12 protein-coding genes and 1 tRNA gene are annotated in these 13,309 nt (G+C 63.6%); 6 read left to right on the top strand and 7 right to left on the bottom strand.

Annotated elements, in window-relative coordinates:
- Nucleotides 1–124 precede the first annotated feature (124 nt).
- The gene (locus B5X69_RS16870; protein WP_079639758.1) at nucleotides 125–415 is read left to right on the top strand and encodes a hypothetical protein; all 291 of its coding nucleotides are present in this window, start codon (nucleotides 125–127) and stop codon (nucleotides 413–415) included.
- Between the two features lie 130 nt (nucleotides 416–545).
- Nucleotides 546–619, top strand: a tRNA-Gly gene (locus B5X69_RS16865).
- A 357-nt stretch (nucleotides 620–976) separates the two neighbouring features.
- Here B5X69_RS16865 and B5X69_RS16860 read toward each other — a convergent pair.
- The 3 genes from B5X69_RS16860 to B5X69_RS16850 all read right to left on the bottom strand — a co-directional run bounded on the left by B5X69_RS16860 (nucleotide 977) and on the right by B5X69_RS16850 (nucleotide 5,948).
- The gene (locus B5X69_RS16860) at nucleotides 977–3,568 is read right to left on the bottom strand and encodes a TonB-dependent receptor (RefSeq protein WP_139375841.1); all 2,592 of its coding nucleotides are present in this window, start codon (nucleotides 3,566–3,568) and stop codon (nucleotides 977–979) included.
- A gap of 77 nt (nucleotides 3,569–3,645) precedes the next feature.
- A complete protein-coding gene (locus B5X69_RS16855) occupies nucleotides 3,646–4,638 on the bottom strand; it encodes a hypothetical protein (protein WP_079639756.1) in 993 nt (330 codons plus the stop codon).
- A 515-nt stretch (nucleotides 4,639–5,153) separates the two neighbouring features.
- Nucleotides 5,154–5,948 (bottom strand): transglutaminase-like domain-containing protein, encoded by a 795-nt coding sequence (locus tag B5X69_RS16850; RefSeq protein WP_342745806.1) that lies wholly within the window; start codon nucleotides 5,946–5,948, stop codon nucleotides 5,154–5,156.
- A 128-nt stretch (nucleotides 5,949–6,076) separates the two neighbouring features.
- On the opposite strand from B5X69_RS16850, the gene B5X69_RS16845 reads away from it, so the two are divergent.
- On the top strand, nucleotides 6,077–7,330 hold the full coding sequence (locus B5X69_RS16845) for an MFS transporter (RefSeq protein ID WP_079639767.1): 1,254 nt from the start codon (nucleotides 6,077–6,079) through the stop codon (nucleotides 7,328–7,330).
- On the opposite strand, the gene B5X69_RS16840 is transcribed toward B5X69_RS16845, so the two are convergent.
- On the bottom strand, nucleotides 7,303–8,064 hold the full coding sequence (locus tag B5X69_RS16840; RefSeq protein WP_079639755.1) for a competence/damage-inducible protein A: 762 nt from the start codon (nucleotides 8,062–8,064) through the stop codon (nucleotides 7,303–7,305). The two genes, B5X69_RS16845 and B5X69_RS16840, sit on opposite strands and share 28 nt — an antisense overlap.
- A 95-nt stretch (nucleotides 8,065–8,159) precedes the next feature.
- Between B5X69_RS16840 and B5X69_RS16835 the strand changes: the two genes are divergently transcribed.
- Nucleotides 8,160–8,795 (top strand): glutathione S-transferase family protein, encoded by a 636-nt coding sequence (locus B5X69_RS16835; protein WP_079639754.1) that lies wholly within the window; start codon nucleotides 8,160–8,162, stop codon nucleotides 8,793–8,795.
- Nucleotides 8,796–9,074: 279 nt separating this feature from the next.
- Here B5X69_RS16835 and B5X69_RS16830 read toward each other — a convergent pair whose 3' ends face one another.
- The gene (locus tag B5X69_RS16830; protein ID WP_079639753.1) at nucleotides 9,075–9,803 is read right to left on the bottom strand and encodes a Bax inhibitor-1/YccA family protein; all 729 of its coding nucleotides are present in this window, start codon (nucleotides 9,801–9,803) and stop codon (nucleotides 9,075–9,077) included.
- A 150-nt stretch (nucleotides 9,804–9,953) separates the two neighbouring features.
- Here B5X69_RS16830 and thpR point away from each other — a divergent pair, with 150 nt between their 5' ends.
- Entirely contained in the window at nucleotides 9,954–10,565 is a 612-nt protein-coding gene (gene thpR / locus B5X69_RS16825; RefSeq protein ID WP_079639766.1) for an RNA 2',3'-cyclic phosphodiesterase, read from the top strand.
- Here the strand turns inward: thpR and B5X69_RS16820 are convergent.
- Nucleotides 10,478–10,960, bottom strand: a complete 483-nt coding sequence (locus tag B5X69_RS16820; protein ID WP_079639752.1) for a low molecular weight protein-tyrosine-phosphatase — start codon at nucleotides 10,958–10,960, stop codon at nucleotides 10,478–10,480. The genes thpR and B5X69_RS16820 overlap by 88 nt on opposite strands.
- Before the next feature lie 106 nt (nucleotides 10,961–11,066).
- Here B5X69_RS16820 and B5X69_RS16815 point away from each other — a divergent pair, with 106 nt between their 5' ends.
- A complete protein-coding gene (locus tag B5X69_RS16815) occupies nucleotides 11,067–12,674 on the top strand; it encodes a spinster family MFS transporter (protein ID WP_079639751.1) in 1,608 nt (535 codons plus the stop codon).
- 45 nt (nucleotides 12,675–12,719) lie between these two features.
- Here the strand turns inward: B5X69_RS16815 and B5X69_RS16810 are convergent, their stop codons facing one another.
- Entirely contained in the window at nucleotides 12,720–13,283 is a 564-nt protein-coding gene (locus tag B5X69_RS16810; protein WP_176141652.1) for a superoxide dismutase family protein, read from the bottom strand.
- Nucleotides 13,284–13,309 lie beyond the last annotated feature (26 nt).

Here is a 13,309-nt window from a genome sequence, read left to right as displayed (position 1 = left end):
CCATGCCGACCTCCTGCTCAGCCAGCAGGTTGAATCAGAAATCGACCCCCTAGGGAATCCCCTGTCGATTCAATCAAACCGAAATCGACTCTAGGCGCAACAGTTCCAAAGCTGGATATCGGACATGCGCGAGTTGGTCCGCGCCGTATACTTCAAGCTCGTCGACATTCGATCCGACGATTTTTCCGAGGTGCTTGCGCCTGACGATTATTCACCGTCGCAGAGGGCAAGGACGGCATCGCTTATCCCGCCGTTCGCCCCCGGCGGCGAGTGCATTGCCGTCTTCTGGCTCGAAGTCACTGCAAAGCCTGTGCAGGGGCGACATTTCCTTTATCACTGGGACGGAGAGCGGATCGACATGATCCATGAGCTTCGCCTTGAAGCGCAAGGCGAAATATTCCGGCTGAAGATTTGATCGGCCGCACCCTTGTCGGCATCAATCCCATTGACCGAGGATGCGGATGGCGGCAAAGGTGATGTCTTCGACCGGCTCCTGCAAGAACCATTGTCGAAATGGCGTTGAAAGTCAGGCAAGTCGTTGAAATGCGGGTGTAGCTCAATGGTAGAGCAGAAGCTTCCCAAGCTTACGACGAGGGTTCGATTCCCTTCACCCGCTCCAAATCCACATGTGTCCAGCCCAGACCACGGATTTACCTTCAGGCGTTGAACTGAAATTTATGGGTAAGCTATCCGGGAGCGGCGATTTTCCGACTTTCTCTAGGTTTAGCTCGCAAATTTCCGAAAAAATCGGACTTGAGCATATTCGACCCATATTGGGGCGCATGATCGATCTGAGGCGCCCGATTTCTGCGAAAGCCATCGCCGGCTAATTCGATAGGCTTGGCATGTCCCTGCCCGTAGGCGAGCAAAAATCGCGCCTTTCACGGAATTGGAGCCGCCTGCATCCATTAAGAGCCGACGATTGAGCAGCTTTTCGATACCGTCGCGACAAGCAGGCGCGCACCGGATTGTTACATCAGAACACCTTGCGCAATTCGACAAGGAAAGTCCGGCCAATCGGGTCGCGGCGAATTGGCTGGTAGGCTTGCGGGGTTTCGCCCGCGAGGTTGGCCACACGCTGGCGATTGTTCAGGAGATTGTCGAACGAGGCGGTCAAGCGCACATTCTTCAGCGCCTTGCTGCGGGGGAAGGCCCGGCCGACGTCGGCGAACGCTTTCAGGTCGATGGTGGTGAGCGCCCCGAATGCGAGGAGATCAGGATCGGTGAACGACCCGATGACGATATTGCTCGCACCGCGGCGCTGCGCTTCGATCCGGACCCCGCTCCCGCCCTGGGTGAGAGCGATGCTACCCGTCGTATAGTGGCGCTGCTGACCGCCCGATAGCCCCACCACGCCGCCGTTCAGAAGGTCGATCTCGGGCAATCCCTCGCGAATGACGGTGCGATTATTGAGGAGCCAGGTGTGCGACACATTGACCTGGAGGCGCAGCGGCAAGGGCCGGGGCGCGGATGACGATCGCGGCGCCGTGCTTCCACCTGCCCCGGGCACGGCGCCCGACAGGGGGAAGGCAAGCCTGAGCCCGAAGCGCAGTTGCTCGCCGCGCTGCCGCGCAAAGTTCACCGAGCGATTGTCGACGAGAATAAGCGTGCCATTTGCGTCGCGCTGGAAGCGATCGGGAAAGGCTGCAACAATAGCCGCGCTTGGCGGGGGGAGCGCGCCGATCTGGTTGCGCAGATCGTTGCGGCTGTACTCGGCGTCGAGCTGGAGGCCATATTTGCGATAAGGCGTGAGCGTGAGCGCGACGCTGCGGGTTCGCTGTTCCTCGTTTCGCAGATCACCGCCGCCACCGTAGATCGCGGTGACGTCGACCGTATCTCCGGTGAGCGGATCGAAATAGGGAAGATTGGGGGTGATCACCATCGGCGCCGAGAGAAGTTCGGGCACAATCGCCCGGTCCTCGCGGCTATCGAGAGCGACGACGCGGAGCCAATCGGCGGGCTGCCAGCTGAATGCGAAAGAATGGCGCCTGAGCGACCCGAAGCGGCCGAGGTCGGTTCGTCCGATGTCGAGAGCAAGTTCGCTGTCGCCAAGGTCGGGGAGGAAGGGCTTAGCGCGGCTCGTCAAGGGAATGGTGACGCCGAGCCGGCCGCTATATTCGTGGCGATCGAGCGACCTTGGCCCCGACGTGTCCTCGGCGCGGTAGCGTGTCCAAAGAGCACCCGTTGCGGCGCGAAAGCGAAGCGGGCCCGCCCAAAGCTCGGCCACCGGCCCTTCGGCATCGATAAGCAAGGCAGCATTTCGTCCGCGGCTGCTGCTTCGCCGCTCGCTGATCGGAATGAGCGAGGCGAGCGAGCCGTCGAACGGATTGACATCGGCAGGCACGAGATTGGCCCCGCCGGTAAGCGGGCCGCTGAAGCGCGAAGTATAGGCGGAATGCCGTTCATCCCACCGACCCGACAGCGTCGCGCGCCAGCTCCCCTTGTTGGCATTGAGCGTTGCCGACAGCGAGCGAAAGTTCGACCTGCTTTCGCTTCGTAAGGGACGCGCCGCATCGCTGAGGAGCAGGCTTGCTCCGCTGGCAAACGGCGTGAGCGGGTGAAACGCCGGGATGACGAAGCGTCCGGTCGGAAGCCCGCTTGCGCTTCGGTTGACGTTCCAGCCGAGCCTGCCGTTGAAGGAGAGCGCAAGCCAGGTGGCCAGTTCCTTATTCCCCGAAAGCGAAAGTTCGATGGGACGGTAGGAGCCCCGCAAGCTGCGATATGCCCCGTCACCGACGGGATTGAGGCGATTGGCGCCGGGCGCAAGATCCGCGAGCGAGGGATTATCAATTCCCGCGGGCATGGCAACGCTGCCCACCGGAACGCCGACGAGCGCAGTGAGCGCGGGATCGATTTCAGCTCCGAAGGCCGGAAGGAGATTGCCAAGCGGCGAATAGGGAATGGCAACGGATCGCGGAATGAAGTCGCGCTCGGTTTCATAGAGCGTTCCAGATTGGCCGCCGCGAAACGTGAGGTTGATGCGATCACGACCCTTTATGTAGGTGACGATCGCTTCGCCGCGCGAATTGCCCCAGCCGCCCTCGGTCGCGGTTTCGCGGCTTGCGGTGAGGGTAAGGCTGCGAACCGAGGGGCGCAGGACAATATTGTAGGCACGCTGCCCCGCATTGCCCCCCACGCGCTGCGCGGAGCCGCGCGGCAGCGTCTCGATCCGGGCAACGGCTTCGACGGGGATATCGGCAATGTCGTCGGGGTCGCTAAGGGGCTGACCGTTGACGAGGAGCACCGGGTCGGTGTCGCCATTCTCGCTGCGTATCTGCGACACGACTTCACCGAGCGTGCTTGCAGCATAGGATGCGATCGCATCGCTGTCGTAGCTTTGCTCAGCGGGCTCGTCCTCGATCGCAGTCACGGCGACGCGCCGGCCGTTGACGATAATGATATTGCGGTCCGGCTGCGGGACATCGCTGTCCTGCTGATCAGCCGGCGCCTCCGGCGCGGCGACGGCAGAAACATCCTGGGCCATGGCGGGCGATGCGAACGCCAGGACAGCGAGCGAGCAGCCGCAACCCAGCCAGGTCCGCGCTCCAAGGCGCGAAGCGCATGTCACGATTCATTCCCCCCTCGAAGACGAAACGCCTCGCCGGCCTGAACCGGCGAGGCGTTCCTCAGACCATTTGGTTCGCCTTACAGCGAGTAGTTCGGCACCGAAATATAGGTGCCGTTGCTGCTCTCCGTCCCGGCGCCCCACGGGGCAACCTTGAACCAGTCGGTCGTGCACTTGTCGCCGGTGTAGTCGTTCTGCTGGCGCCATTCGCCCGGGTTGCCCTTCTTGTTTCCGCTGCTCGGCGAAATGCAGACGACAACCTGACCGATATGGAATTCGCCCGTCACATCGATGCGGCCGCCATGCGCCTCGAAGCCCGGAAGATTGTCGGTCTGCACCTGGTCGATGGGCGTGCCGGCAACCGTTGCAAAGAGGACTGGCGGATCGAAATGCTCATCGATGATTTCATCGTAAGCGGGTGTACCTTCGAATTTGCAGCGGGGATTTTCCGGGCTGGGGCGATAAGGATCTCCCCACCACGGCTGCCCGTTATCGGTATATTGCTCGCAGTTGGCGCGAACGGCATCTTCATCATTGCCTGTACCGTCATCGTTGAAGACGTAGACGCCAACCGCGCGGTGATGAATGACCTCGGCCGGATAATATTTTTCGAAGTTGATGTTGCAGCTGAAGTCATAGCGGAAGGTCGATTCGAAATCGGCGGTATAATTATAGCTGTGATCGGGCCAGTAGCCCGCCGTCGACCATTGGTCGCCAAACAGGTTGACGCTACCGCCGATCCGGAACGGATCGCCGCGAATCTCAGACGTTGCCGGGACATAGGGACCGATGAGTTCGATCGAGCTTTCATCGATCGTGCGCGGGCCGGTTTCGGTTGGACCGCTCACCAGCGTCGCGCCGCCGAGCACGACTTCCCCCGTCCACACATCGCCATTGGCCGTATCATAGCTTGCGGCGATCGCGTCGCATTGCGACTGCATGTCCGCCAGCGTTCCCGCGTCCGGCCCTTGCGGCATTGGCTCCTGGGTCGGAACCGCCCATGCCGCCGTGCTCGCGATCGACGCGAGTACAATCGCGCTTGCCGCGGCAAGCGATGCAATTTTCCTGGTCATGATAGTCTCCCACTCGGCCCGCGCTGCGGGCTTGGTCGCTGATACGAAGGCTCGTTGCGACCCGAGTCGCCTTCATGCAACCTTGATAGTGTGATATGCTACTTTAGTAAGCCTAAAAATTGCATGTCTCAGCGCGGGACGATCCACCCGACATATATGAATTCCTCGCGCACACGGAACAGGATTTCTGATCATATATATTTGAAATATCATATTTTTAATGTTGCGCCCTTGGGCTCTGCGATAGATTTTCCCTTGCAGCTCACACGGATCGGCGGCGCCTCCATGGTTGCATTTTATGAAACCTTTTCTGTTAAAAATACCGACAAGGGTTCACAGCGTTCACGATCGATTTTCCGAGGCCTTTCTCCAAAGAAGGGATCGCGTAATTCTTGTCCGCCTGCTCTCGCGTCCGCGAGGCAAAAGCCGAGCGCAGAGGGGCGCGATGGCGCCGAACTTTGCGCGGGGGAAGCGCGGCATGACTGGCCGTTCCTCGCTCCAGACGCTCCCGGTGGTTAGGCGGGCTTCACGCTCACCCGCTGGTCGACGAGCTGCGCCTCGCCATAGGCGGTGAGAAAGGAAATGTCGGCGGCATCGCGGCCTGCCGCGACCTTGATGAGGTCTTTCGCGCATGCCATTCCGGTCGGGTCGATCAGATGCCAGTCGCCGCCCACAAACACCTCGGCGACAGCATGGAAATCCTGCGGCTCGACAAGGGGCGCATAGGCGCTGACGACGCGCGCGGGGAAATCGGCGGCACGGGCAAGGGCGACAAGGACATGCGCATAATCCCGGCACACGCCGCGCCGCGCGAGGAAGCTGTCGATCGCGGTCGTCCCAGTGTCGCTCGTGCCCGCAGCATAAGTGAAGCTCCGCGCGATCCAGTCGCGCATCGCCGCGATCTTTGCGCCGCCCGCGATGTGGCCGAACTCGGCCTCTACAAAGGGGACGAGCTGGTTCGAAGGGCAATAGCGCGATTCGTTGAGATATTGGACCACGCCCGGAGGCAGGCGATGAAGCGGCACCTGCGCGAGCGGTTCGAGCGGCCGATCGCGGCGCTCGACCTCGACGATCGCCGAATAACGCGCCTGCAGCCGCCCGCCGCAGCGAACCCAGATCCGCTCGCCAATCCCGTCGGGGGCAGCGATACGGGCGAAATGTTCAGGCGTGCCCGCATCGAGCCGCGAGCGCGCGACATGCTGCTCACCCGGAAGCGCTGCGGCTTCGACCTGAAGCATCAGATAGATGGGCTGGGGGAGACGATAATCGAGGAGGACGGAGATCTGGAACTTCATCGAGAGATAACGCACGGAGGGTCATTCGGTGGCGCGCCGCAGCGAATATGGCGGGCTACACGCAAATGCAAGGATGCGCAAAGCGCTTTGAGACGATATGGGGGCGCCCGCGCGCCCGGCGCCGTCCACTCCAAAGGTTCAGCATGACCGCCTCGCGCACCATCCCCTTCATTGTCGCCACCATCTTCATGGACGCGGTGGGTTTCGGCATTATCATGCCGGTGCTGCCGCAGCTGGTGATGGAGGTCGGGCGCATCGACCTGCCGGACGCGATCGAGGTCGGCGCGTGGATCGGCCTCGTCATGGCGGTCGCGACCTTTTTCGGCTCGCCGCTGCTTGGCAATCTGTCGGACCGCGTCGGGCGGCGGCGCGTGCTCCTGCTCGCGCTCGCCGGGCTCGCCGCGGACTATATTCTGCTGACTGTCGTCGACACCCTGCCCTGGCTGTTCATCGCCCGCGCCTTGTCGGGCTTCTTCGGGGGGAGCTACGCGGCCGCGCAGGCCGCGATTGCCGACGTCACGCGCCCGGAGGAACGCGCGCGCAACTTCGGTTTCGTGGGCGCGGCCTTCGGGATCGGCTTCGTTGCGGGGCCGGTCATCGGCGGTTTCCTCGGGGAGATTGGGCCGCGCACACCGTTCGTGGCCGCAGCGGTGCTTGCAGCGGCGAACATGCTCTATGGCCTCTTCATCTTTCCCGAAACGCTGCCGGCGGAGCGGCGCCGCGCCTTCGACTGGCGGCGCGCCAACCCGCTCGGCGCCTGGCGGGCGATGCGCGCGCTCCCCGGCATGGAGGGCGCCGCGCTGGTCCTACTGCTTTGGCAGATTGCGAGCCTCGTATATCCGATGACATGGAGTTTTTACTGCATCGCGCAGCTCGGCTGGACCCCGGGGATGATCGGCGCCAGCCTCGCCGCGGTCGGGGTGATGATCGCGATCGGCCAGACCTTCGTCGTCGGCCCCGCGGTCGCGCGCTTCGGCGAGCGCGACGCAGCCACCTTCGGTCTGCTCGTCGCGGTCGCGATCTTTGTCGGCTTCGCCTTCGTCCGCACGACGTGGGGCGCCTTCCTCCTGCTCGTCCCGATCGCGCTGCAATCGCCGGTGCAGCCGGCGCTGATGGCGATGATGTCGCGCCGCGCATCGGCCGACACGCAAGGCGAGGTCCAGGGGATTTCGGCGATGGTCATGGGCTTTGGCCAACTCGTCGCGCCCCTCCTGCTCACCGGAACGATGGCATGGTTCACGGGACGAAGCGCGCCCGTCCATTTCCCCGGCGCGGCCTTCCTGGTGGCGGCATTTTTCGGACTGCTCGCGGCCCTGATGCTGCGCCGCATGCCGCGCGCCGCGCGGACGGGGGACGCAGAGATGCCGGCTCAGATACCCCCGTCGGTCACCGTATAGCCGGCGGCCTCTACACCTGCGGTCACCGCCGCAACGCAGGCTGCGACGGCATCGGCATCGGTCGATCGGATCACGAAATTGGCGCCGGTTCGCCCCTCGCGAAAGAAAGGATAGCTGCCGATCGCGACGCCCGCATGGGCAATCTCGGCCGCACGCAAAATGTCGGCAACTTCGCTTTCGGGCGCCCAGGCGCCGATCGTGCGGGCGACGAGCGGAGCGCCGCCCTCGAGCTCGCCGGTGAGCGCGTCGAGCATGCCTGCGGTGATATGGGGGACCCCCGCCATCACGAAGAGATTGCCGATGCGGATGCCCGGCGCGCCCGACATGCGGTTCGGGATGAGCTCGGCGCCGGCGGGAACACGCGCCATGCGCAGCCGCGCTTCAGTGAGCTCGCCCCCGCGCGCCGAATAATAGCGCTCGAGGATCGCGCGTGCCTGCGGGTGGATCACCACCTCCACGCCCAAAGCCTTTGCCACCGCATCGACGGTGATATCGTCGTGGGTCGGGCCAATGCCGCCGGTTGTAAAAACATAATCATAGCGTGCGCGCAGCGCGGACAACGCGTCGACAATCTCGGCCTCGACGTCGGGAACAATGCGCACTTCGCGCAAGCGAATCCCCTGCACGTCGAGCCAGGTCGCAATCTGTGCGACATTCTTGTCCTGGGTGCGGCCCGAGAGAATCTCGTCGCCGATCACCAGCACGGCAGCGGTCCAGATGCGTTCGTCGCTCATCCCTTTGCCTTAACCCGCTGCCGTGACAAAACAAGCCCGCTGGAAGGATGGCTATGTTCCTGATATGTTCCAGACGAATCGACGGGAGATGATGGATGGCCGACAATCTCATATTCTACACCAACCCCATGTCGCGCGGGCAGATCGTGCGCTGGATGCTCGAAGAAGTGGGCGCCCCCTATGAAACGCGCCTGCTTGATTTTGGCACGACGATGAAAGCGGACGATTATCTGGCCATCAATCCGATGGGAAAAGTGCCTGCGGTCGTCCATGCTGGCAAGGTGGTGACCGAATGCGCTGCAATCTGCGCCTATCTGGCCGATGCCTTTCCTGCCGCCGGGCTTGCGCCCGCGCTCCCCGATCGGGCCGATTATTATCGATGGCTCTTCTTCACCGCCGGCCCCGTCGAGCAGGCGATCACCGCCAAATTTTTCGGGATCGAGCCCGACGCCGACCAGCAACGTTCGGCGGGATTCGGGACCCTCGAGCTCGCGCTCGGCGCACTCGAGCGTGCTGTTGCGGGCAAGACCTATGTCGCCGGCGAGCGCTTCACCGCCGCCGACGTCTATGTCGGGAGCCAGATCGACTGGGGTATGGAGTTCGGCACCATCCCTGCGCGTCCCGCTTTCGAGGCCTATGTCGCACCGCTGCGCGAGCGCGCGGCCTACAAGAGGGCCAAAGAGATCGACAACGGACTCATTGCCGAGATGCAGGCGGCGAACCCCGCCTAGGCGAAATCGTCGCGCACTGGAGGATCGGGGTCGTCGAGGCAATTGGCGAGGGCATTCAGATCGGCCTCGCCAGCCTGGGGAAAAATGTGGCCGCATAGCTTTTAAGGTCGCCGCCGGAAGGCGGCGCGATCGAACGACCCGCCTCATTTGCGGCCGCTGCCGAGGGCGAGGCCATGACCAGCGCGGCCAGCAGACCCAGTTATTTCATCGGTCCCCTCCCATGAAAAAAGCCCGGCGAGTGCTTCGCCGGGCTTTCGTGCCGTGTATCTGCCGGTGCGCTTATTCGCGGCTGCCGAGCAGGTTGAGCAAAAAGGTGAACATGTTGACGAAGTCGAGGTAGAGGCTCAGCGCTCCCATCACGACCGACTTGCCCATGAAATCGGTGTCGCGGACATAGAAATACATGCTCTTGATCTTCTGCGTGTCATAGGCGGTGAGGCCCGCGAAAACGAGCACGCCGATGACGCTGATCGCAAGGCTGAGCGCCCCCGACTGGAAGATGAACGCGTTGAGCAGCATGGCAACGAGAATGCCGAACACGCCCATGATCAGGAAGGTGCCGAAGCCCGACAAATCCCTCTTGGTCGTATAGCCATAAAGACTAAGGCCCAGGAAAGCCGCGGCGGTCGCGAAAAAGGTCTGCGCGATCGACGTCTGGGTGAAGGCGAGGAAGATCGTCGACATCGACAGACCCATCACCGCAGCATAGACCCAGAAGATCGCCTGTGCCGCGCCCGTCGACAGCTTGTTGATGCCAAAGCTCAACACCATCACGAACGCCAGCGGCGCGAGCATCACCACCCACATCAGCGGACTGCCGATCATCGAGGCCGTAAAGCCCGAATTATAGGCCAGCATTGCGACGATGCCCGTCAGCAACACCCCCGAGCCCATATAGTTGTAAACCGACAGCATGTACGACCGCAGACCGGCATCAACGGCTCCGTCCGCCGTACGGACGGCGCCAAAACCGGACGCCGCCATATTGGGGTCGTTCCAATTCGCCATTGTCAAATCTCCATCACTGGCCAGACCATACCGGCCGTCCGAGCAATATCGGCATTTTATCCGCGGCTTTCAAGCGAAACCGGTAAAAACTGGAATTGGGGGCGAGCAAGCGTGACCCCGCGCGGCGGGGCGCCTATGCTTCGCTGCGCCATGTCCACACACCGCCTGTTCGTCGCCCTACGCCCGCCGCGCGCCATTCGCGCCGAGCTCCTTGGCGCGATGCATGGACTGGCGGCGGCACGCTGGCAGAGCGACGAACAGCTCCATCTCACGCTGCGCTTCATCGGCGAGGTCGACCGACACCGCGCAGAAGATATCGCCGCCGCGCTCGGCGTCCTCCACGCCGCTGCGGTCACGGCGCGCATTTCAGGGGTCGGGATTTTCGAGCGGCAGGGCCGCCCGCACACGCTCTGGGCGGGTGTCGCCCCGCACGCACCGCTCGCTGCGCTCCACCGCAAGGTCGACCAATGCCTCATGCGCGTCGGTATCGCTCCCGAGACGCGCGCCTTCACGCCGCATATCACGCTCGCGCGGCTCAACCGCTCGGCAGGACCAGTCGCGCCCTATCTCGCGCTTCACGGCGATCTTGCAAGCGCGCCCTTTCTCTTCGGCCATGTCATTCTCTTCGAGAGCGAGCTCGCGCACGGAGGCTCGCGCTATCACCCGGTCGCGCGCTACCTGCTTGAGAATTTGGACACGAGCGCCGAGGCGACTGCGCTGACGTCGGCCCAGGTCGCCGCAAAGCCCCCCTCGTCGCCATAATAGGGATCAACGACGCTTTCGCCCGCGCGCCCCGGCACAAGATCGAGCATCAGCATGAGCTCGCCCGTCGCATCGGAAGGCCGGATCGCGCGCGCATCGCGCAAATTCTGGGTGTCGGCGGCAAGGATGAGGTCGAAGTGCCGAAAATCCGCCGCGACAAGCTGGCGGGCGCAAAGAGCGCCAATGTCGGTTCCGCGTCGCCGCGCCTCGGCCTTGGCGCGCGGATCGGGCGCCTTGCCAACATGCCAGTCGCCGGTGCCCGCCGAATCCAGCCTCGCTGCAATCCCCGCTTCGGCAAAGGCCGCACGCGCGGCGCCCTCTGCGAGCGGCGAGCGACAGATATTTCCAAGACACAGGAACAGGATCGCCGGGACATCGGATCGGTCGTGTTTCATCGTCGTATCGTTGCTCCAAAAGTTGAACCGACTTTCAACTTGCGCTGCTTCGCGGCTCTGCTAGCCATGTCGACCAACAATAATGGGCGAGGGAGCGCGGTGCCAGATGGCTGACACGATAAATGAGGCAAAGGCTCGCGCCGAAGGCGCAGAGGCGGAGCCGCGCGCAACTGCATACAGCTGGTATGTCCTCGGCGTCCTCGTCATCGTCTACATCCTCAACTTTATCGATCGCCAGATCATCAGCATCCTTGCCGTCGACATCAAGGCCGATCTTGGGCTCAAGGATGGCGACATGGGCTTTCTCGGCGGCGCCGCCTTTGCGGTCTTCTATGCCTTGTTCGGCATCCCGCTCGGGCGCCTTGCCGACAACTGGAGCCGCGTCCGCCTGCTGTCGATCGGCCTGACCTTGTGGTCGGCCATGACCGCCTTGTCGGGCTTTGCCTATGACAAGATCAGCCTCACCTTCGCACGCATGGGGGTCGGGGTCGGCGAGGCGACCGCAAGTCCCACCGCCTATTCGCTGATCTCGGACTATTTCCCGAAGCGACAAAAGGCGACCGCCCTCGCCATCTATTCCTCGGGGCTCTATCTCGGCGGGGGTGTGTCGCTGTTCATCGGCGCGCTGATCGTCGAGGCGTGGAACAAGGCCTGGCCGGCGGGCGGGCCGATGGGGCTTGTCGGCTGGCAGGCCGCATTCCTCGCGGTCGGCATTCCCGGCCTTGTCCTCGCGCTGTGGGTCGCAAGCCTGCGCGAACCCGTGCGCGGCGCGATGGACGGCGCCCCCGCCGAGGGGTCGCCGACGCCATTTCGCGAATTCGGGAAGGATCTCTCGATGATCGTCCCGCCGCTGACGCTGTGGGGCGCGGCAAAGCGGGGGCCGAGGGCGCTCGCGGTCAATATAGGCTTTGCAGCAGCCGTCGCCGCCTTCGCCTTGTGGATGATCCGCCTGACCGGCAATGTCCCGCAATGGACCGCGGTCGCGCTTGGCTATTATGCGGTCTTTTCCTGGGCGAGCGCGCTTCGCGCCAATGACCCTGCGACCTTCCGCCTGATCTGGGGCACGCCGGCGTTCATCTGCACAACGCTCGGCTATGGCCTCGTCAGTCTCGCCGCTTATGCCCTGGCTTTCTGGTCGGCGCCCTATGCCGAAATCGTGCTCGGCCTTCCCAAGCAGGAACTTGCGATCATCCTGGGAGGCAATGGCGCGCTCAGCGGTTTCGTGGGCGTGATCCTCGGCGGATGGGCGGCCGATCAGCTGCGCAAACGCAATCCGTCTGGCCGCATCTGGATGATCATCTTTGGCGTCGTAGCGCCGATCGCCCCGATCTGGATCGGCTACACGACCGCAGACCCGACGCTCTTCTATATCATGAATTTCCTTGCGGGACTTTTCGGTGCCGCAGCGCTCGGCGCTGCGGCGGCGACGACGCAGGATCTCGTGCTGCCCCGAATGCGCGGAACGGCAACGGCCGCCTTCTTCCTCGGCACGACGCTCGTGGGCCTCTCCTTCGGTCCCTATATGGTCGGGCAGATTTCAGATCTCGCGGGCACCTTTGTCGATGGCAAGCTCATCGGCGACCTGCGCACCGGCATTTTGTCGCTGATCGGCGTTGCGCCAATCGCGCTTGGGCTTCTTCTTTACGCCTATCGCGCCGTGCCGCAGGCCGAGGCGACGATCGCCGAACGAGCGACGCAGGCGGTTGAGTCCTGATCCAGGAACCGGACGCAGCGCCGCCGAGGCGCTGCGCTCTGCCTCTCAGTTCGCGAGCGGGGTCACGATCACGCCGCAGGCGATGCGATCGCCGCTGTTGCCGCTGGGGTCGCTCCGGTAATCGTCGGGCCCTGCGTGGATGATGAAGGCCGCGCCGTCGGCGTCAAGAAGGGCGTTCTCCCCCGCCAGGGGCGTGCCGACAAGGTGAAGCGATGCGCGGCCGATGGTGTCGGGCTCGATCACGAGATTGGGAAGGTCGCCATGATGCGCCCCCATCGGATTGTCGCGGCCATGCTGCGCACCCGTCGGGTTCCAGTGCGGCCCCGCGCTGGTGAACCTCGGCGGGGTGCATTGCCCCACCGCGTGCAGGTGCATGCCGTAGGTGCCCGCCTCGAACCCGCGCGCGATCACCTCGATCCGAAGGCCGCGGTCATCCTTGAAGATGTCGACGCGGCCGCGATCCGCGCCGCGGGCGTCATGGAGCTGCGCGGTCGCATCAGGCACAGGCAGCGCATTTGTGTCGCCTCCCATTGTCGCGCACGCCCCAAGTCCCAGCGCCGCGAGCGTGACCGCGGCGATGCCCGCCAGCTGCTTCGAACCGATCGTCATCATCGAGCTCCTCGTTTATGCTGGGC

It is taken from the genome of Sphingopyxis flava (assembly GCF_900168005.1).
GTDB lineage: Bacteria > Pseudomonadota > Alphaproteobacteria > Sphingomonadales > Sphingomonadaceae > Sphingopyxis > Sphingopyxis flava.
This window is presented reverse-complemented; position numbering and strand designations above follow the sequence as displayed.